14 protein-coding genes and 1 pseudogene are annotated in these 20,397 nt (G+C 41.0%); 13 read left to right on the forward strand and 2 right to left on the reverse strand.

The window, feature by feature from the left end:
- Positions 1 to 7: 7 nt before the first annotated feature.
- Together BM232_RS12065 and BM232_RS12070 are read right to left on the reverse strand one after the other, a co-directional pair.
- Positions 8 to 1,534, reverse strand: a complete 1,527-nt coding sequence (locus BM232_RS12065; RefSeq protein WP_091715075.1) for a DHA2 family efflux MFS transporter permease subunit — start codon at positions 1,532 to 1,534, stop codon at positions 8 to 10.
- Positions 1,527 to 2,537 carry an HlyD family secretion protein gene (locus BM232_RS12070; RefSeq protein ID WP_091715084.1) on the reverse strand — a complete coding sequence of 337 codons (1,011 nt, stop codon included), beginning with the start codon at positions 2,535 to 2,537 and terminating at the stop codon, positions 1,527 to 1,529. Before BM232_RS12070 ends, BM232_RS12065 begins: the two co-directional genes overlap by 8 nt.
- 309 nt (positions 2,538 to 2,846) lie before the next feature.
- On the opposite strand from BM232_RS12070, the gene BM232_RS12075 reads away from it, so the two are divergent.
- The 13 genes and pseudogenes from BM232_RS12075 to BM232_RS12140 all read left to right on the forward strand — a co-directional run.
- Complete coding sequence (locus BM232_RS12075; RefSeq protein WP_091715085.1) at positions 2,847 to 5,999, forward strand: HD domain-containing phosphohydrolase; 3,153 nt, start codon at positions 2,847 to 2,849, stop codon at positions 5,997 to 5,999.
- A 234-nt stretch (positions 6,000 to 6,233) separates the two neighbouring features.
- On the forward strand, positions 6,234 to 6,524 hold the full coding sequence (locus BM232_RS12080) for a hypothetical protein (protein WP_091715087.1): 291 nt from the start codon (positions 6,234 to 6,236) through the stop codon (positions 6,522 to 6,524).
- An 85-nt stretch (positions 6,525 to 6,609) separates the two neighbouring features.
- The gene (locus BM232_RS12085) at positions 6,610 to 7,074 is read left to right on the forward strand and encodes a hypothetical protein (RefSeq protein WP_091715089.1); all 465 of its coding nucleotides are present in this window, start codon (positions 6,610 to 6,612) and stop codon (positions 7,072 to 7,074) included.
- Between the two features lie 75 nt (positions 7,075 to 7,149).
- Positions 7,150 to 7,746 carry a hypothetical protein gene (locus BM232_RS12090; RefSeq protein WP_143092290.1) on the forward strand — a complete coding sequence of 199 codons (597 nt, stop codon included), beginning with the start codon at positions 7,150 to 7,152 and terminating at the stop codon, positions 7,744 to 7,746.
- A 535-nt stretch (positions 7,747 to 8,281) separates the two neighbouring features.
- Positions 8,282 to 9,931 carry a ShlB/FhaC/HecB family hemolysin secretion/activation protein gene (locus BM232_RS12095; RefSeq protein WP_177207326.1) on the forward strand — a complete coding sequence of 550 codons (1,650 nt, stop codon included), beginning with the start codon at positions 8,282 to 8,284 and terminating at the stop codon, positions 9,929 to 9,931.
- Between the two features lie 22 nt (positions 9,932 to 9,953).
- Positions 9,954 to 15,665 carry a two-partner secretion domain-containing protein gene (locus tag BM232_RS12100; protein ID WP_177207327.1) on the forward strand — a complete coding sequence of 1,904 codons (5,712 nt, stop codon included), beginning with the start codon at positions 9,954 to 9,956 and terminating at the stop codon, positions 15,663 to 15,665.
- Positions 15,662 to 16,267 (forward strand): hypothetical protein, encoded by a 606-nt coding sequence (locus BM232_RS12105; RefSeq protein WP_091715093.1) that lies wholly within the window; start codon positions 15,662 to 15,664, stop codon positions 16,265 to 16,267. The genes BM232_RS12100 and BM232_RS12105 overlap by 4 nt, the downstream gene beginning before the upstream one ends.
- Positions 16,268 to 16,380: 113 nt before the next feature.
- A complete protein-coding gene (locus BM232_RS12110; protein WP_091715095.1) occupies positions 16,381 to 16,968 on the forward strand; it encodes a hypothetical protein in 588 nt (195 codons plus the stop codon).
- A gap of 113 nt (positions 16,969 to 17,081) precedes the next feature.
- Positions 17,082 to 17,669, forward strand: coding sequence for a hypothetical protein (locus BM232_RS12115; protein ID WP_091715097.1), 588 nt, complete (start codon positions 17,082 to 17,084; stop codon positions 17,667 to 17,669).
- Between the two features lie 59 nt (positions 17,670 to 17,728).
- Positions 17,729 to 18,085, forward strand: a complete 357-nt coding sequence (locus tag BM232_RS12120; RefSeq protein WP_091715098.1) for a hypothetical protein — start codon at positions 17,729 to 17,731, stop codon at positions 18,083 to 18,085.
- Between the two features lie 419 nt (positions 18,086 to 18,504).
- Positions 18,505 to 19,080 carry a cytochrome b gene (locus BM232_RS12125; protein WP_091715099.1) on the forward strand — a complete coding sequence of 192 codons (576 nt, stop codon included), beginning with the start codon at positions 18,505 to 18,507 and terminating at the stop codon, positions 19,078 to 19,080.
- A 433-nt stretch (positions 19,081 to 19,513) separates the two neighbouring features.
- Positions 19,514 to 20,068 carry a DNA-binding transcriptional response regulator gene (locus BM232_RS12135; RefSeq protein ID WP_091715101.1) on the forward strand — a complete coding sequence of 185 codons (555 nt, stop codon included), beginning with the start codon at positions 19,514 to 19,516 and terminating at the stop codon, positions 20,066 to 20,068.
- Between the two features lie 31 nt (positions 20,069 to 20,099).
- Positions 20,100 to 20,397 (forward strand): annotated as a pseudogene (locus BM232_RS12140) (transposase); the annotation flags it as partial.

Below are 20,397 nucleotides of genomic sequence, written 5' to 3' on the forward strand. Positions count from 1 at the left end.
ATTGATATTAATGCACACTGGCTGGCATTTTAACGTCTGCTTTTTGCGGTTTTTGAATGAAGAACACCATCGGCAACATAGCAAAGGCGGCCAGACCGGACAGCAGAAAAGCATCCTGAAACGCTAACATCGATGCCTGAGCTAAGACTTCATTAGCCAGTACTGTTGCCCCTTGTCCACTCGTTGGTGAGAGTCCCAAAGGTGCTAAGTAAGCGGCAACAGCGGGATTGAAAGGGGTAATTTGTTCAGTGAGAATAGCGTAGTGAAGATTTGTTCTACGGGCTAACTGCCAGCCAATAATAGCTATACCGACGGATGAACCAAGTGACCGCATAACACTGTAGATGCCAGAGGCTTCATCTTGTTTTTCTGTCGAAATATTCTGGAAAGCCAGAGTCGACATGGGTACGAAAAACAATCCCATGCCCAGTCCCGAGACGATCCCTGGCCAAGCCAGTTGCCAGAAGCTGACGTCCAGATTCATGTGCGTAAGCATGATATTGCCGCTACCAGTGAGAATAAGTCCAACAGCTAATAACATACGTGGGTCAAAGCGATTGACCAGAAATGAGCCGGTCACCACCATAGAAAAACCAGCTGCAATACCCCGAGGAATAAATAGCTGACCAGATTCCAGTACGGGGTAATCTAATAGCCCCTGAACAAATAAGGGCAGAATAGCAATTGCCCCAAACATCGAGACACCAAAGCCGACAATGGTGACATTACCGGCTGCAAAGCTTCTGTCTTTGAGTAATGAAAAGTCGATGATATTGAGCTTTCGGCCTATACCTCGAACGAAGAAAATGATGCCGGTTAGGGCTGATGTTATAGCGGTGACTTGAATCAGGTGAGAATCAAACCAGTCATGACTTTCTCCCAAATCCAATGTCATTTGTAAGGCACCGATAGCGGTAACCATGAGCAGTAGACCAACCCAGTCGATATCGACGTGATGGGTGTCTTCTTTTTCCAGTTCGCCACTTACCATTAGTAAAGCAATAAACGCGATGGGCATATTGACGTAAAACACCGCGCGCCAGGAAAAGTGCTCCGTTAAAATAGCACCGATAGTTGGGCCTAATACAGGGGCGACAATGACACCCAGACCGAAAATGGCCATGGCCTGCCCACGTTTTTCTCTTGGAAAACTGGTAAATAAAATCGCTTGCGAGAGTGGGATCAGGAAAGCACCGAAAAAGCCCTGACCTAAACGGAAAAATACCAGCATTTCGAAGTTTTGAGCCATGCCTCCCAATGCTGAGAAGAATGCAAAGCCAACAATGGCGGTGATAATCAAACGACGGCGACCAAATTTACGCGATAACAACCCCGTTAAAGGCATGACGGCAATGGAAGCGACAATGTAACTAGTCACAATCCATACTGTTTGATCACTGGTAATGCCAAATGCCGCTTTGATGTGAGGCAAAGCGACATTGACGATGGTGGTATCCAATACTTCAAGTACAGCAGTCAATACCACCGCAAATACGATTAACCACTGAACGGGTGGTTTTTCTGCCTCAGTCATTTGCTGTGTCTAACTCAGTGGTATCGACTTTGGCGGTGACACTGGAGCCGGCACGTAAACGTTTTTGTTGGTCTGGTGTAGGCTGGTAATCTAAATGAATCCGAACTGGGAAGCGCTGAGTGACATGTACCCAGTTACCCGTCGCATTTTCAGGGGGTAGCAGCGAAAAAATAGCGCCAGAGCCCATCCCCAGACTGGCGACCTTTCCAGTTAATTCCATATCGGGGTACATATCTACTGAAATACTGGCTGGCTGACCGCGTCGAATACGAGCCAGAGCCGTTTCTTTGAAGTTAGCGGTGACCCACCAGTCATTTTTTTCAACAATTGAAAACAAAGGCTGGCCTGTTGTAATCACATCACCAGGACGTAAAGTCAGGTTGGCAATCCAGCCATCAGCCGGGGCATAGACAACGGCGTGACTGAGTGCTATCTGAGCACGCTTCAATGTGGCGCGAGCAGCTCGTACAGCAGGGTCTTCATCGGTTTTTCCGCCTAGCTGAGTTTGTGCGGTATTTAATGCTGCTCTGGCGCTGTCTCTGTCTGCTTTGAGTTTTTCAAGGTTGGCTCGGGTTTTATCTAAGGTCGATTTGGGAATAATCCGGCGCTCATACAACGTTTGCTGACGTTCAAATTCAAGCTCTGCATCACTTAAAGTGGCTTGAACAGCATTGAGATTGGCGATAGCTTCGCTGACATCTGAGCCTGCCATCATATGTTTTTGAATGGTTTTCTCAAGCTCTGAGGTGGCTTCGTCAACAGCGCTTTGTAGGTCACTATCATCAATTTTAATAAGGGCATCACCTGCTTTTACATAGTCATTTTCAGCGACATTTAACTCAGTGACCCGACCTGACTCTTGTGGAGACACAGTCAATATATTAGCTTGAACATATGCATCATCAGTAGAAGGATATATTTTTTGGTGGTGCCACCACAGGCCAAGTCCAACAACAATTCCGATAAAGAAAATACCAAGCAATATCGACTTAGCCCATTTCATGCGGTGTCCTTTTATTCTTATTTTATGTGTTATCCAAACAGCTTACGGATATATAGTGAATAGTCTGAGCTTAACAATGCCTGAATAAATCATATAAAAAAAGCCAAATATTATTTCGACTTTAAAAGACAAATCGAGTCGGTAATAAAAAAACGGTTTATTGGATCTTATTACTCATTAATTTCATCTTTCTGCCGATGGCTTAAGGTGTATAGTCTAGTTCTTCTAAATTAACGATCTATTAACAATCTATGGATGATCATTGTTAATTTAATGTGATTTAAGCATTTAGCAATACGGATACTGCAAATGACAGGACACAGAAAATATCGCTTTCCATTTCGCCTGACAATACGCCTTACGGTAGTAATGACGTTTATTTTTGCTACCTTCATTACCGCTGTTGCAGCGCTGACACTGCAATATTATTTTATGCAGCAGATGGCCACGGATGCTGCCACCGAACGTTTCAATAATCTGGCAGATAAAACCAGCCAATTACTCAACACCATCGATAGTCAGGCCGTGGAAACAACACGGATTCTCGCTAGTTATCCTGGCCTGGTAAATGGCAATACGGTTAGTCAGGATGCACGCAGTATTTTTTCATCTCTGATGCTTGATCGCGACATGCTTTATGCCATTTACCTCGGCTTACCGAATGGTGATTTTTATGAAGTCATTAACCTGAATAGTGGCGAGGAAGTTCGCAAACAACTCAACGCTGATCCTAAGGATAGATGGGTTGTTGTCACCATTAATGGTGAAGGTGTCGAGCGTAGCCGAACATTTGAATATTACTCAAGTGACTTTAAGCTCAGACTAAAACGCAGTGAACCAAGCAATTACATCTCGGTTATCAGTCCCTGGTTTGTGAATGCGGATGAAAATAGCATTAACAAAACAGACCCCTATCTATTTCACAATATACAAGCACCGGGTCAGACCTATTCTAAAAAGCTAAGTAATGGTGCAGTGATTGCTGTAGATATTGCCTTGAGCTCGATGTCAGATTATCTGAGCCAGCATGAACTGACCGACTTTGGACAAGTCTTTTTATATCGCTCGACCGGTGAATTATTAGCCTCTAACTTGCCGAGTAATGAAGCTATTGTGATTCCTGAAACACGGACACCACTCGATTTAACCGCAGAAGAAAAAGCACTGATAGCTTCATCTGGACGTTTAAAAGTCTCCAATGAAATGGACTGGGCGCCCATTGATTTTTCCAGTTCAGGTCGGCCTAAAGGCTATAGCATTGATTATCTTCGTATTATCTCTGATATGACGGGGCTTAATTTTGAGTATATTAATGGCTTCTCATGGAAAGAGCTGGTTACACAATATGAAACCGGGCAGATTGATATTTTGCAGTCGGTGTTTGATATTGGTAAGTCCTTATATTCCGGTACATTTACCGATCCTTATGTGCATTTGCCTTATTCACTGGTTACCAAAAGCGGTAATCCGCCAATATCTCATCTTCAACAACTGGCAGGTAAAACCGTCGCCATTCCTCAAGGATGGTCTATTATCCAGGTGGTAAGAGAAGCCTTTCCTAATATAAAGATTGAAGAGGTGCCTTCTACCGGTGCTGTGTTTGAGGCGGTAAGTAAGGGGGAGGCGGATGCTGGATTAGATGTCACGGAAATCCTTCACTATGTAGGTGAACGTTTTTTCTACCAGGATGTGCAATATCATGATGATATTGGGTTTGCTCCGACGCCGTTTCCCAGTGATTTGAAAATTCTTATTTCAGATCAAAATAAAGCCTTGTTACCCATCATCAACAAAGCCATTGCTCATGTGTCAGATGAGCAAAAAACCGCGCTGGCTCATAAATGGTTTTTGAGTAAACAGCAGGGTTTGTTAAGTGTGCCTTATTCGCCATTATTGGATTACGCTCGTGATGAAAATGATCAGCGTCAGCTAAAAGAAGTGAATCTAAACGGCGAGGCGAACTATGTTTATGTCTCGCCATTTGGCAGCTATGGGGCGAGAAAAGATTACTTAGGTATCGTCATACCTGTTAACGAAGTGCTCAGTGCCGCACAGAAAAAAGTAACGTTCTCGCTATTGATGTCGATAGGATTTTTGCTGCTACTTTTACCTGCACCGTGGCTATTTGCCACACCTATTGTGTCACCGATTAAAAAGCTAGCTGAAGAAAATCAGAAAATACGTGAGCGTCAATTCGAGGACTTAGCAATTCCGGATAGCTTTATTCGTGAAATCGATGAGCTGGGCCACTCCATGGAAGATATGGTCGCTGCCATTCGCCAGCATGAAATCAATCAGGATAGGTTGATGGATTCCTTTATTAAGTTAATTGTTCAGGCGATTGACGAAAAGTCGCATTACACTGCCAGCCATTGTGAACGTGTGCCCGAGCTAGCCTTTATGCTGGCGGAACAGGCAGAATGCTCTTTAGCACCTGCTTTCCGTGAGTTCCGTTTTCACTCTAAGGAAGAGTGGCGTGAGTTCAAAGTCGCTGCGTGGCTACATGACTGTGGCAAGATAACCACCCCGGAACATATTGTCGACAAAGGCAGCAAACTCGAAACGATCTTCAACCGTATTCATGAAATACGCACTCGCTTTGAAGTCCTGTGGCGTGATGCTGAAATTGTCTACTGGCAGAAAATGACTCAGTCTCCAGAAAATGAAGTACAACATCAGGCAGAGCTGGATCAAACACATCAGAGGCTTAAAGAAGACTTTGCCTTTGTTGCTGAAATGAACGTGGGTGGTGAAGTATTAAGCGAAGATAAAAAAGTACGGCTCGACTTTATTGCTCAGACTACATGGCTCAGGCATTTCAGCAACCGATTAGGGCTGTCACCTGCTGATGAAGAACGCATCTCATCACAAGAAGAAAGTCTGCCCTGTGAAGAACACTTATTGTCCGACAAACCTGAACATATTATCCCTCGTAAGAACGAGGGGATTTTTGATCCCAAGTTGGGAATAAAAATGACTATTCCTGAGCATTTATATAATCAGGGAGAACTTTATAATCTGAAAGTTGAGCGAGGCACACTCACCGCTGAAGATCGCTTCAAAATTAACGAACATATTATTAGTACTATTCGCATGCTTGAAGCCATGCCATTCCCTGAAGAACTATCTCGAGTACCACGCTATGCCTCGACCCATCATGAAAAAATGGACGGCACCGGTTACCCCAGAAAACTCAGCAAAGAGCAACTTTCAGTACCTGAACGCATCATGGTATTAGCCGATATTTTTGAAGCACTTACCGCAGCGGATAGACCTTATAAAAAAGCTAAGAAGTTAAGCGAAGCCATTGATATTATGGCCAAGATGGTTGCTGAGCAACACATCGATCCTGACGTGTTTGAGCTATTTCTGACCACCGAAACCTACAAAGTCTATGCTGAAAAATTCCTGGCACCCGAGCAGATTGATGAAGTGGATGTGGCGCGGTATCTAAAAAATTAGCATCTAAATGATTGCTACAAAACACAAAATAGGTCAGAGTTAAATCAGGTTCAGAAAAAACGGAAGATTTCATGAATACAAAGCAGTTGGCTCTATTTCCCAAAAAAATTAATAGCGTTTTTATTAACAAACAAATACTTGGAAAATATAAACCAGAATTATAAAGCGACTTCTTTAATATTTATTATGAGGCCAGTGGGTTCATAAAAGACACTGTTAGGTGAAATATTTAAGATGTGGAGACTCAAAGTTTGGTCAATCGTATATGCTCCAATGTTTTTTGGGTTTTTAATATTAATTTACATAAATGAAGGAGTTGGTAAATTAATCATGAGCCTTACAGTCTTTGCAGTACCAATTGCAATGAAATATGAAAACGGCATATTAAAAGCAAAAGGCATTGATGTAACAAACGGTAGTCCAGTAGGGAATTTTCTTGCAAAAATACTTGGTGTAATAGTTGTAGGCGGCGCACTACTTTTATTTTATACAATGGCACGCAACATATATACCGGCGAGTTTTAATGTACAAGCAAGCACCTAACAAGGCGTTCAAACGGGACAAGCAAACAGCAGCTTGCCCCTTAACTAGGCGTTAAGTTTTACGAGCATGGATCAAGCATTGAGTATACGAGCTGACTATTTTCTCTACGGAATAGAGATTGGTATTTTAGACTTCAACGATGCGATCTCTTGGGCTGACTCCGTGATAAAAGAATTGGCTGAGCCAAGCGGTGAGATAATTGACCTCGCGTTGAGCCGCCCACGTGGCCGTAATGGCGTACTAGAGGCGCTTGCTGAAATTCCAGGTGAAAGGAACCCGAAAGCTGCAGGGCGGCATTTGCTTGGAGAGTTAAGCTGCCGACTGTCTTCTAGCAAGGAGCTAAAGGTAATCTCAAGGCAGGCTCTTGAAGTTGCATGGATAACTCAGCAGCCCGAAGATGTTCGATTCGAGCTCGACCGTATAGACGACAGCATATATCTCGCCGAGTCAGACACATACGGTACGATTAATGAGTGTATGCAGGAGCTGGAAGATGCTCTATCTGTGTACGAGAGCGTCAATGAAACTTAACAAGAGCATGTTGTGGATCAATTTCAGCTGCTCTCCAATTGTCCGCAAATGCTAGCGTTATAACTAATGAAATAAATGATGAAACAACTACTAATCATATTAGCTATTTTTGGGTTAAGTGGATGCCAAATAAATAAGCCCTTATCTTTAACAACCACGAACCTAGAAAATACTTCTTGTAATATTCCTGTTAGTGAGCTGACAGTAGTTTCCCCCTTGAAAGGTGAGAATGTCTTCAGGTTTGAGGATATTATCAGTTCCGGTGTTGTTACTCCTGCAGCAACAGTTGCTCTTGGTGGTTATAAACGCGCAGACTTTAACTATTTGTTAGAAGAAGACTCAGAAAGCGTAATTAAAGAAACATTTAAAGATTTGTTTCCCAAAACAGGGAACACTCCAGCACTTCTCAATATCAACTTCAATTACTACATTACAGATACTGGAGCAATGTCAAATAAGATAATTTTGGCTATGACAGCAAAACTAGAACAACCAGGCAATGAGCATATCAAAGCTGTAACTACACTCCATAGTAGCTACTCGACATTTCCACTAACTTATCCTAGTTCTGATTATCTAAACACCTTATTTTCTGAGGGGTTAGTTAAATTAGAAAAAGAAATTTGTAGTAAAGCAAAACTGTTACAACAAGAAAATCTAGCTGACCACTAACGCGTCAGCTAATTAAAGCGTTGTAATCAATAGGGTCAGAGCGTTTGATTTTCTCATCATGGATATTAATAGGCAGGTTAAAAACTACTAAGAATAGTCTTACCACACTTTGGCCTTATACTGGAAAGTAAGCTACTTTTTACACTGACTCTAAATATTGCTGAAAAATTCCTGGCACCAGAGCAGATTGATGAAGTGGATGTGAAGAAGTATTTGTAATTTTTTCGGTTATTAAATCTTTCGTTGCTCTGAAAAATAGAAAATTTGAACGCATACTATTTTCCTTGTGAGGGTTGTCACAAAACTGCAATATTATGCATCGATAGATGTAGTCAACGGCTCTGGATTTTATTAAATTTGTACCTCAGTGCATGGATCGCACGGTAATAGAATTTATATAGTCACGGAGGACTGTCTGCATGAATCAATTTTATTCTTATTTTTACCTAGCTATTTATCGCGTTTAATCGCGATGTCAGTATTAAAATCTTTACGGCATATAGCCATATGCTGCTTTTTTCTATGTCTGTGTTTTTTGAGCGTAGCCGTTATTGCTCAAACATTGCCTGAAATTGATGCTCTCAAAGAACAGCGTCAACAAGAGCAATTAGAGGCGCTACGCAGACAACAAGAACATGAACCGGACGTTAGATTAGAAAGCGACAAGCCAGTACATAGCAATGTCATCCGATTTGATGAAAAGCCATGTTTTGTCATTGAGCACATTTCATTAGTGGGGGATGACTCATCCAAATTTCAGTTCGCTATTAAAGAAACTCTTCATAAACACCCTGATCTTCTAGGTAAATGTCTGGGTATTAATGCTATCAATCAACTCCAGGCTGAGCTACAAAACAGTGTTATTAGTAAAGGATTTATTACTACTCGGGTCTTGATAGAACCCCAGGACCTAAACTCAGGTGACTTAGTTTATAGCCTGATACCAGGGCGTATTAGTGCTGTTGCTCCGGATAACTCGGTGAGTAAATCAACACTTTGGTTCGCTTTACCAAGCGGTGAAGGTGACTTGCTCAATGTCAGAGATCTTGAGCAAGCGATGGAGAATATGAAACGTATCCCTACAGTAGATACCAATATTGATATCAAACCGGATGATACGAGAAACGCTCAGCCAGGCGATAGTGAGTTGATATTTGATTACCAGCAATCCAAGCCATTCAGGATGACATTATCATTCGATGATAGTGGTTATGAATCGACAGGTCGTTATCAAGGCTCAGCCACCTTATCTTTAGATAATGTTTTAGGGCTCAATGACCTTATTTATCTTAGTAAAAACAAAGATTTTGGTGGCAAAGATAATGTCGGTGGTAGCCATGGGGAAACGGCTCATATTTCTATTCCTTTCGGTTACTGGCTGCTCGCATTTACCAACAGTGAATACGAATACGATCAGCGTGTTGCAGGACTCAATCAAGTCTATGTTTATCAGGGAAAGAGTGAAAGACAGCAGCTTGCTCTGAGCCGGGTTTTGTATCGTGATCAGTTGTCGAAATTAACCTTTTCATTGACTGGCTATCATCGGCGTTCACAGAACTTTATTGATGATACTGAAATTGAGGTTCAACGCAGAAAAAGCGCTGGCTGGATTGCTGGTGTTGATTATCGTCGTTATCTCGGCACAGCCACTATTGATGCAGGTGTTTCATATCAACGGGGAACAGGTGCATTTCAGGCTATTGCTGCACCAGAAGAAGCCTTTGGTGAAGGTACTTCCAGACCGAAAATTATTAATACGTATATCAACTGGTTAATGCCTGTTCAATTAAGGGATTATCAAATTCAGTTGCGGTCAGAATGGCAGGCTCAATGGAATAAAACGCCACTGGTTCCTCAGGACAGATTCTCTATTGCAGGCCGATACACTGTAAGAGGATTTGATGGTGAACAATCCTTATCTGCTGAGCGCGGCTGGCTTAGTCGTAATACCATCAGCTTTCCTTTGCCAGGACAGCAACAGCTTTATTCTGGCGTTGATGTCGGTCATGTGAGTGGCCCCTCAGCGAAATTTCTATTAGGACAAACCTTGGCAGGGGCCGTTGTCGGATTTAGAGGTCAATGGAAGGGCCTTTTTTATGATGTGTTTGCAGGAAAATCACTTTCAAAACCAGACGGTTTTATGGATGGACGGCATCTTGGTTTTAATTTGAGCTATCAATACTGAACGGATTCAGGGAGATATGATCATGGATGATCGCTTCAACAGAAATTATTTAAGCATACTGATTTCAGTGGCACTTTGTGGAACATCATTTTATGGTGCTAATGCATTAGCTACTGGGATTGTAGTCGACTCTTCAGCCCCGGCTAATCAACAGGCCATCATTACGCAAACAGCAAATGGCCTGCCACAAGTCAATATTCAGACTCCAAGTTCGGCGGGGGTATCCAGAAATAAATATAGCCAGTTCGATGTTGGTAAAAATGGTGCGATTCTTAATAATAGTGCCAGTAATGTACAGACAACGTTGGCAGGTTGGGTACAAGGCAACAGTCTATTAGCAGGTGGTTCAGCCCGAATTATTCTTAATGAAGTAAACTCACAAAATCCAAGTTTTCTGAACGGGCCGATGGAAGTAGCCGGAAGCAAAGCACAGCTGGTGATTGCCAACCCAGCCGGTATTAGTTGTGATGGTTGTGGCTTTATTAATGCGGACAGAAGTACCTTAACGACTGGTCGTGCCATTATGAATAATGGTCAGTTAGACGGTTTTCAGGTGGAAACAGGCAATATCAGCATTCATGGTGCAGGTTTGGATGATAGCGCCACAGCCTATACCGATTTGATGGCCAGAGCCGTGTCAGTCAATGCAGATATTTGGGCAAATAATCTCACTGTGATCACAGGAAAGAACCGGGTTAGTGCCACTAACGATATCGTAGCTAAACTCGATACTGATGGTGATAAACCGAACTTCAGTATGGATGTCAGTGAGATCGGCGGCATGTATGCTGGCAAAATCCGTTTAATCGGCACAGAAGAGGGTGTTGGCGTTAAACAATCTGGAGAGATAACAGCAAGGCAAAGTTTGACTTTGACAACAGATGGTCGCCTGATAAACACAGGAGCGATTAAGTCTGAAGCCGCGAGTTACATGGAAATGGCTGAGCTGCAAAACACCGAGTCTAGTGAAATTATCTCAGGTAATTTAGATATACGGGCGAACTCAACGATAGAAAATAAGGGGTTAATTAATGTCAATCAGTTGCTTATAGATGCTGAGACATTAAACAATCAGCCAGACGCACGTATCTATGGTGATGACAGCACTTTCAATACAACAACACTGAATAATCATTCAGTCATTGCTGCCAGAGACAGCCTATCGATATCGACCGAAACTTTATTCAATGATGAGAATGCTGAAATCGTCAGCCAGGGAAATATACAGATTTCTGGAGGCTCTACTGGTGATGCGTTGACATCAGCTCATCAGGTCACTAATTCAGGCGGTCGGATTGAAGCGTCAGGTGATATTTCGATAAACGCTGATGAACTACAAAATCTTAATGCTGGGATCAGCACTGAATGGGTGACAGATAGTATTGAGCGGATCATTGAAGTGCAACCTGAAGGATGGGCACAGAAATATGATGTCAGCCGTTTTCCCTTAATCAATAATCATAATGTCGAAAGACAGCCTTTTACCGATGAGAACGGCAATTACATTCGTAATTTCGAAGACTATACCTATTACGACTACACGGCTACGACGCAAAGCACGCACATTATCAGTTCTTCTCCAGCAAAAATCATTGCAGCAGGTAATATCCAACTCAAAGGCGATGTACTTAATAGCGATAGTCAAATTGTGGCAGGTAAAACCTTGGCTGTGACAGGAGGAAGCCTGCAAAACACTGCAACACCGGGACAAAAAAGAGTCAGTTATAGCGGCACACGTCAGTTCAGAGACTGGGATGGAAATGATGAAGAACTCGATTTTGGTCATATCGCCCCCTACAGTCCGGCAACTAAAAACACCGAGTTTAATTTAGGAGTGAGTCTGCTGGAGGATAGTCATGCTGATATCAAAAGCCTGACTAAAGTTCAGGATATGACGCTTCCAATCATTAATAGCGCCATGTTTAAACTGCTCAACAATCCGACTCAATTTTATATTGAAACAGATCCACAGTTTTTGGATTACAAAGATTGGTTGAGTTCAGATTATATGTTGCAGCAACTCGCCTTTGACCCGGCTAATACGATGAAACGTTTGGGTGATGGTTATATCGAGCAACGATTAGTTACTGAACAGATTGCTCAGTTAACCGGGCATCTTTACTTAAGTGAATACCAGAACCAACAAACACAGTTTATGGCATTGATGGATGCGGGTGTGAGTGTGGCAGAAGCACTTCAGTTAACGCCTGGTGTTGCCATTACAGATGAACAAGTCGCCCAATTAACAACTGATATTGTTTGGTTAGTGAATACAGAGGTGACATTGGATAATGGTGAGGTGATCACTGCCCTTATTCCAAAGGTGTATATCAAACCTGAAAAAGATGACTTGGTACCCGAAAGTGGTTTGCTTGCAGGTAATGAGGTGACCTTTGAAGTGGAAGGGCAGACATTTAATTCTGCCAGTATCAGAGGTAAAAAGACGGTTTCAGTGTCTAGTGAACATTATCAGCAACGTGGCGGGGATGTTCAAGGTCAATCCATTGCAGTAAATGCGACAGATATCTCCATAGACAGTGGCACATTATCAGCTGATAACTCACTTTCACTCTCTGCTGATAACGATATAAACATCACCAGCTCAATGACACATAGTGAACAGGAGCAAGCTAACAGCCATTTCGAACGCGATAATATTAAGCGATACGCTAATCTTTATGTGTCTGATGAAACGGGCAAATTAATTATAAATGCCCAGCGTGATGTCGCCCTAAATGCGGTGAATATCAATTTGTCAGGAGAGCAAAGCTTGACGCAGATAGCCGCCGGACAAAATTTAACTCTGGGTACAGTCAAAACATCAGAAACTAACCTGAGCATATTAAATGCCCGTGATTTTAATAAGATGCATCAGCAAACAGATAGGGGCACATCACTTCGAACAAATGGTGATGTCAGCTTGAAGGCTGGCAATAACTTACAATTAACCGCTGCAGATATTAACTCTCAACAAGGTAATCTTGAACTAGCTGCGAAAGAGGTCAATGTTGACAATGGCGAAGCGAGTTATCAATCAGATATTGCCACCTATACTAAACGTTCAAGCGGGTTTAGCTCTCGAAAGAAAGAGCAAAGGGATATGTTCAACCAGCAAACGTCAGTCGCTTCTTCATTAACAGCAAAAAATATTTCAGTTGAATCCGCTAAGGATATTAATGTGAAAGGGAGCCAGATTCTGGCTGATGAGAGCATTCAATTGAATGCAGCAAAAGATATTAATATCACAGCTGCAAAGCAATTATTTACTGAGTCGCATTATATAAAAGTGAAAAAATCAGGGATTTCAGGTACAGGTGGTGTTGGTATTAGTATCGGCACTCGAAAAATGAACACGCAAACTGACATTAAGCAACTGCTCCATAATAAGTCAACTATTGGTGCTTTAAACGGTGATATTTCAATGGTTGCTGGAGAAGCCTTTCATCAAAAAAATAGTGATCTGATTTCAGCTAAAGGTGATATCGACGTTAAGGCAAAGGATATCAACATCACGAGCCTTTATGACAGTAGTGAGACGAAGCAGGTAACGGAATTTTCACAAAGCGGTTTGTCACTATCTCTGAAAGCGCCAGCTATTTCAGTCGCCACCCAGGCCTATGAGCATGCTCTGGGAAGTGTTGAAGATGATAAAAAGAAAAATCGTGTTCTACATGGTATCACTGCCTATGTTCAATCTAAGCAACTCGTTGAAATGGGCGAGAACACCTTAAATCTGATCAATGAAGGCAAAGCTGATGAAGCCTTATCTTCTTCAGGTTTAAAAATAAGCATCAGTATTGGCAAGTCAGAAAGTAAAACCCAAACCGAGACTAAATCACAAACCTCACAAGCAAGCACAATTCGAGCAGGTCAAAATGTGCGTTTAACGGCAACAGATAAGAATGTGCTTGTTTCAGGTAGCGATATTTTAGCGGATGGTGATATCACTATTAATGCTGCCAACGATATTAATATTTTAGCCAGTCAAAATACGCAACAGCAAAATACCAAAATGTCATCAAGCAGTGCCAGCTTTGGCTTATCTTTGGGTATTGGTGAGAATACAGGTTTGAGTCTTGATATGGCTATGAGCAAAGGAAAAGGCAAAACCGATAGTGATGGTGTGTTTTATCAAAATAGCCATGTAACTGCAGCAAAAGCGTTATCGCTAACGACAGGTAATGATCTCAGTTTAATTGGTGCACAAGCCAAAGGAGAAAAAGTTTCTATTGATGTCGGTAACAACTTAATTTTATCCAGCTTGCAGGACAGTCATTATTTAAAAGGTAAAGAGTCCAATTCGGGAGGCGGGGTTGGCATTGGTATCGGTACGGCTACATCATCATTCAATCTCTATCAAAATACTCAAAAATTGAATAGCGACTATCTCAGCGTAAATGAGCAAACCGCCATTATGGCTGGGCAAGAGGGCTTTGATATTAATGTAGGTGCTCATAGCGAGTTGGATGCTGCCATTATCGATAGCAAGGCACAGGCAGATAAGAACCAAATCACCACGGCTACTTTACACACTACAGATAAACAAAATGCAATGAGTGCTGAGGTGAGCCAACAAGGCTTTAGGCTTAGCTCTGATGCCTTCTCTGGAAAATATGGCATGTTAAAAAGTGTGGCCCAGAATTTAAGCAATACAGGCGAAGCTAATGTTGATGATGCAAGTTCAACAATAAGTGCAATCGCTCCTGCCGAGATCACATTAACCGATCCTGACAAACAATTAGCTGTGTACGGGAAAACAGCTGAAGAAACGCTTACCGATATCAACAGAAATACCCAAAATACTCACCGAAAATTAAATATAGCTGATATAGAACCCCTTAAAGATAAGGCCGAAGCAGAGCAACTCTCTAGACAGTTAGTTTATGAGGTCGCCACTGCATTTACCGATGAAGCATTTAGAAAAATGTTTCTTACCAAGGTCGACTACTATCAAGTGATGCGTGATGAGAATGGTGAAGTGATTAAAGATGAAAATGATAAAGCTGTATGGAAAAAATTAACTGAAGAAGAAAAGCAACACTTAAAGCCCGGTAAAGATAATAAGGTGCATGTTTTTAATAACGGCATGTTTAATTCAGTAGATGATGCTAAAAAACTGGCAGTTCAAAATCATCAATCAGACTATTTGATTGATTTCCCATTAGCCAATAATGCAATGTCGGAGTTAATGATCGCTGGTTACCAGAAATTCCTGGAAAGTGAAGGAGTTGGTCTCACTAATGCTGTTAAGGAAAATATTAATGTCATGGGGACTTATGGTAAAGAAGGATTAATTATCGATGTGCATAGTCGAGGTGCAATGACTACGGGTAATGCTTTGGTAGTAATAGATAAAAGAAATGTTAACGAAAGTTCAATTCTGCAATATGTAAATATTTATACAGTCGGGTCAGCATTTAACAATCAACAGATGGCAGATTTATTAAATAAAAACTCTGATCAGAATGGTAGGGTTTATGCACAAGTTCACAAAGACGATTTTGTTGGTACTTTAATTGGTGGTAATGAGGCTACTGGTGGCACTACTCCTGATGGTAGTACCAGTCTTATCGAAGGACTGAAATCGATCTTTTTTGATGTCACCGTGCATAATAGTTACGGGGATGGAAAGCCTAATGGTGCCAGTAAGAAATATTGGCAAGATAGTCCCGATGGGAAAGCTAAATTTATCTTAATACGAGCAAGTAATAACAAGGAAGTGCTAAAGAAATGAGAAAAAAACAAATATTTATATTGTTCTTTTATGTATTTTTAACTGCATGTGGCTCTTTATATCAGCAACAAGATTGTGAAAAAAAAGGAAAAAATGAGTGCCAAAATGGAACTGGCGGATATGTTCTTATAGAACCAAAAATTGATGAAGCTTATGTCAGGAGATACAAGATTCCATCACTACAGTTATATAAAAATAAACTAAGTATCCTAAATAATTGGAACTGGAAAAAAGGTGATATAACACGTCAAGAACGTGATGAGGCACTTTTAGAATGTGGTTCCAGTGATATCTGGATGTCAAAAAACTATGCCTTAATGAAGACATTAACTCCTGACGAATACAACGGTAAGCTACTACTGATCAAACGCTGTATGCTGAATGATGGCTTTACTTTTCTGGGTGATTTTTCACCATGTGAGAGTGATCCGATACCCGCCTGTGATTTACCTGTGCCTAAACGAGAAACTGAAAGACGACTTAATAGTGAGTACTGTATAAAAGATGCTTACCTAACACGTTGTCAACCTCAATCCCGAGAACGAATTCTCAACACTGAACAATGCAAACGCTATCCCAAAGCGTACTTTTGTGATGTTTAAGTGCTGATGTTAATAAGCCAATGAGCTTTTAGCATTTGAGGATAAGTCTGAGAACAAAAGGGAATTTATTTAGTGCCAGGCATTAATCAAACAAGGATGTTGAAGAACAAGTGATGAAATACTCTTTTTTATTGTTATTTATTCTAGTCTTAAGTGGTTGTGGTCACTATGGTCGTTCTTCCTCATGTGAGGGAGAAGCCTGTCAGAATAATAATCAGTTTGTTTTAGTTGGACCAAAATATGATGAGGCTTATGCCAAACGTTTTAATGTTCCGTCATTACCTTTATTGATTAATAATCGAGAAGTTACGGTATATGCAAAATGGGAGAGAAAAGGATACGTCGAAGGCGATATTAGAAAAGCATTATTAGAGTGTGGTGTCAGTGATTTCAAAATGTCGGGTGACTACTCTCTAATGCGAACACTAACAACCGATGAATACAACGGTAAGCTGTTATTAATCAAACGCTGCATGCTTGATGATGGCTTTACTTTTCTTGGGGATTTTTCGCCATGTGAGAGTGATCCGATACCCGCTTGTGATTTACCTGTTCCAAAAAGAGATATAAAAAGACGGCTTGATAGTGAGTATTGTATTCGAGATGCTTATCTAACGGAGTGTGAGCCTCAATCCCGAGAACGAATTCTCAACACTGAACAATGCAAGCGTTATCCAAAGGAATATTATTGTGATGTTTAAGTGCTGATGTTAATAAGCCAATGAGCTTTTAGCATTTGAGGATAAGTCTGAGAACAAAAGGTAATTTATTTAGTGCCAGGCATTAATCAAACAAGGATGTTGAAGAACAAGTGATGAAATACTCTTTTTTATTGTTATTTATACTAGTCTTAAGTGGTTGTGGTCACTATGGTCGTTCTTCCTCATGTGAGGGAGAAGCCTGTCAGAATAATAATCAGTTTGTTTTAGTTGAACCAAAAATTGATGAAGCTTATGTTAAGAGGTACAAGATCCCTTCTCTTGAATTGTATAAAAACCAATTAAGCATCCTAAATAATTGGAACTGGAAAAAAGGTGATATAACACGTCAAGAACGTGATGAGGCACTTTTAGAATGTGGTTCCAGTGATATCTGGATGTCAAAAAACTATGCCTTAATGAAGACATTAACTCCTGAAGAATATAACGGTAAGTTGTTATTAATCAAACGCTGCATGCTTGATGATGGCTTTACTTTTCTTGGGGATTTTTCACCATGTGAGAATGATCCGATACCCGCTTGTGATTTACCCGTGCCTAAACGAGAAACTAACAGACGACTTAATAGTGAGTACTGCATGAAAAAGGCCTATGTAGATGCATGTCAGCCCCAATCCCGAGAACGCATTTTGAATACAGAAAAGTGTAAACGTTATCCAAAGCTATATTTTTGTGATGTTTGATTATATTCAATTTACCCAAGTAGTTTTTTTTCCAAAACCACGATACATGGAGGTATCAAATGATGTATTTTTCTAGAATTATTATCACTATTTTTATTTGTAGTCTGGCGGGTTGTTCTATGTATAAGGTCGTTCCTGACCCTCTCTGGGAAGCGTGGTCTAAACGAGGTAGTGATATGAAAACAACCCAAAAAGACATGAAAGAGTGTGGTTATGGGAAAGACCTAGAGAGAGGAGCTGATTTACCTAATAGCAAGATCGCTCCTCTTCATGTCTGCATGGAAGAAAAAGGCTATAAGTTTGATTTCAGTAGCTTCCGCGCTGATAACTGTTATGGCACAAATGCTCCTTATCCTTGTCGTGCTTATTGGGGCGGTGGTCAAGCTCAATGGGAAAAAGTGAGCCCAACGAACTAAGAATAATTGTGTCAGAGCATCGCTATAATCAGTAACACATAAAGCCAAGCATCAGCTTGGCTTTATGTTTTCTGCGACTCCAATTTGTTTTGCTGGAATAAGCTAAGCAAACTGAAGGAGTGGGGCACTTAAACAGCTTAACGAACGCTGTTAAATGCAAAACCAAGTGTGATCCAGAGATCTACAAGATCACGAACCTTTGCCGCTTTACCTCTATCTGATACTTTGTGCACTTAGTTATTAGTGTGATCACCGAAAAAACATATAACTATATCTGCATGATGGAATGTATATAGTCCAATCGCGATTAGAGAAAAACTAGCAGCTCAGTCACGTTCTAATAGAAACTCAGTTATTTACAATCGCCATATTCAGGCGGCAATTAATCTACAATCAACGACAATAAAAGAGTAATAACAATGCGCAGCGATACAACATTTGCCCATCCAAAATACCCGTTATCAATGCGGTTATTGCACTGGACGAGAGCGGTCCTCATTTTGGGGCTAATACTCAGCGGCTGGTATATGACTGGTCTTCCTGAGGAAACCACACCAATGAAGATTTTCGATTTTTTCTATAGCAATCATAAGCAATTCGGTGTGTTGGTTTGGCTTCTGGCCATTGTCCATCTAGCAATCCGTTGGAAAAATCGCCGTATTTTGCCACAGACACCAGAAACCCTAACGCGTTGGGAAACGTTACTTTCACATGCTGTACATCGCTTAATTATCCTTCTGACGATTGTCACCCCAATACTAGGTTATTCAATGTCGTCGACTTTCACCGAAAGTGATGGTGTTCCATTTTTCTTTTTTGGACATTTACCTGAGATATTTCCGAAAAATGACGATGTATCCCATTTGCTTGGTACATTACACGCATACAGTGCCTATGTATTATTAGCACTGATCGTCTTGCATATGATTGGGGCTTTTAAACACCGTTTGCAGGATAAAAATGGTCAAACGGATGTTCTGCCAAGAATGCTATAACTCACTGACGAAAAGTAGTTCTTAGCTCTCATAGAGCAGCCCATATTGTTGAGCATTATTAATAGATAAACCTGAAACTAGAGCATCTAGCTAGATACTAGATGCTTTTTTATTCTCTTCAGCGTCTTAATCATCCCTGTCTTTGGTCTAACACCTAAAACGCTATTCAATTAGTATCCTAAGCTATTGCCATAAAACACAAAATAAGTCAGGGTTAATCTCGATTCAGAAAAAATGGAATGTTTCATGAATAATAAAAAGTCGTCTCTATTTTTCCAGCCAAGATCACATTTCTGGCTCTATTTATTAATAAAATTAATCACGATTTTATTAATAAACAGATACTTGAAAAATATAAATCCGAATTATGAAGCGACTTTTTTCATAAAAGACACTGTTATGCGAGTAGTCATCTTAAAGATCGAGGATGTAAATGTTTATATTAGGTAAAACTAGAGCGCTGTCTGAATTGAAAGCTATCTCTCAGACAAGAAATATTGACCGATCTTCTGTGTCGATATTATGCATTGATGACCAGGGACTTGAGTACGAGAATATTATTAGAAACCACAACTTCAATATTCGTGTACTGAATGATATTGAGGATATAAAAGCTGTTAGCGACTACCCCGTAGTTATATGTGATATCAAAGGAGTAGGGAAGAAATTCGGCTCTAAATATGAAGGTGGCCATATCATAGAGGAAATAAAAAATAGTTATCCCGAAAAGGTCGTTATTGCTTATACCGGGCAGCAGTTTGACGCCACTTATAACAAATTCTTTTCTTTAGCAGATTTCACACTAACCAAAGATGTTGACTCAGACGCTTGGGTAACCTTACTTGATCAAACAATACATAGGGTTGTTTCCCCTGTAGAACAATGGAAGAGAATGAGAAATTTCCTCCTTGAAAAGGAAGTACCTATAAAAATAGTTTTTAAGTTAGAACAGGAGTGTAGTGGTTTAATGATCCCGGACACCATTTAAGGAGGTAATATGTCCTCCAAAGAGGTGTTCAATGACAAAACAAAGAAGAAGTTTTACTCCTGAGTTCAAGTTGGAGGCAGCCAGTTTAGTTGTCGACCAGAACTACAGTGTTCCAGAGGCTTGTCAAGCTCTTGATGTGGGCGAGTCAGCCCTACGTCGCTGGGTTAAACAGTTACAGGAAGAGCGAGGTGGACATACGCCTGCATCCAAAGCGCTAACACCGGAACAGCAGCGTATTCAGGAACTGGAAGCCCGGGTGAAACGCCTGGAGCAGGAAAAATTTATATTAAAAAAGGCTACCGCTCTCTTGATGTCGGACGAACTCGGCT

This window comes from Methylophaga sulfidovorans (assembly GCF_900114205.1).
GTDB lineage: Bacteria > Pseudomonadota > Gammaproteobacteria > Nitrosococcales > Methylophagaceae > Methylophaga > Methylophaga sulfidovorans.

Bases quoted from the DNA above. Each gene is read 5' to 3' on its own strand.
- BM232_RS12065 (WP_091715075.1), bottom strand. From the start codon at position 1,534: ATGACTGAGGCAGAAAAACCACCCGTTCAGTGGTTAATCGTATTTGCG.
- BM232_RS12115 (WP_091715097.1), top strand. From the start codon at position 17,082: ATGAAATACTCTTTTTTATTGTTATTTATACTAGTCTTAAGTGGTTGT.
- BM232_RS12080 (WP_091715087.1), top strand. From the start codon at position 6,234: ATGTGGAGACTCAAAGTTTGGTCAATCGTATATGCTCCAATGTTTTTT.
- BM232_RS12075 (WP_091715085.1), top strand. From the start codon at position 2,847: ATGACAGGACACAGAAAATATCGCTTTCCATTTCGCCTGACAATACGC.
- BM232_RS12110 (WP_091715095.1), top strand. From the start codon at position 16,381: ATGAAATACTCTTTTTTATTGTTATTTATTCTAGTCTTAAGTGGTTGT.
- BM232_RS12135 (WP_091715101.1), top strand. From the start codon at position 19,514: ATGTTTATATTAGGTAAAACTAGAGCGCTGTCTGAATTGAAAGCTATC.
- BM232_RS12090 (WP_143092290.1), top strand. From the start codon at position 7,150: ATGATGAAACAACTACTAATCATATTAGCTATTTTTGGGTTAAGTGGA.
- BM232_RS12100 (WP_177207327.1), top strand. From the start codon at position 9,954: ATGGATGATCGCTTCAACAGAAATTATTTAAGCATACTGATTTCAGTG.
- BM232_RS12070 (WP_091715084.1), bottom strand. From the start codon at position 2,537: ATGAAATGGGCTAAGTCGATATTGCTTGGTATTTTCTTTATCGGAATT.
- BM232_RS12120 (WP_091715098.1), top strand. From the start codon at position 17,729: ATGATGTATTTTTCTAGAATTATTATCACTATTTTTATTTGTAGTCTG.
- BM232_RS12085 (WP_091715089.1), top strand. From the start codon at position 6,610: ATGGATCAAGCATTGAGTATACGAGCTGACTATTTTCTCTACGGAATA.
- BM232_RS12125 (WP_091715099.1), top strand. From the start codon at position 18,505: ATGCGCAGCGATACAACATTTGCCCATCCAAAATACCCGTTATCAATG.
- BM232_RS12105 (WP_091715093.1), top strand. From the start codon at position 15,662: ATGAGAAAAAAACAAATATTTATATTGTTCTTTTATGTATTTTTAACT.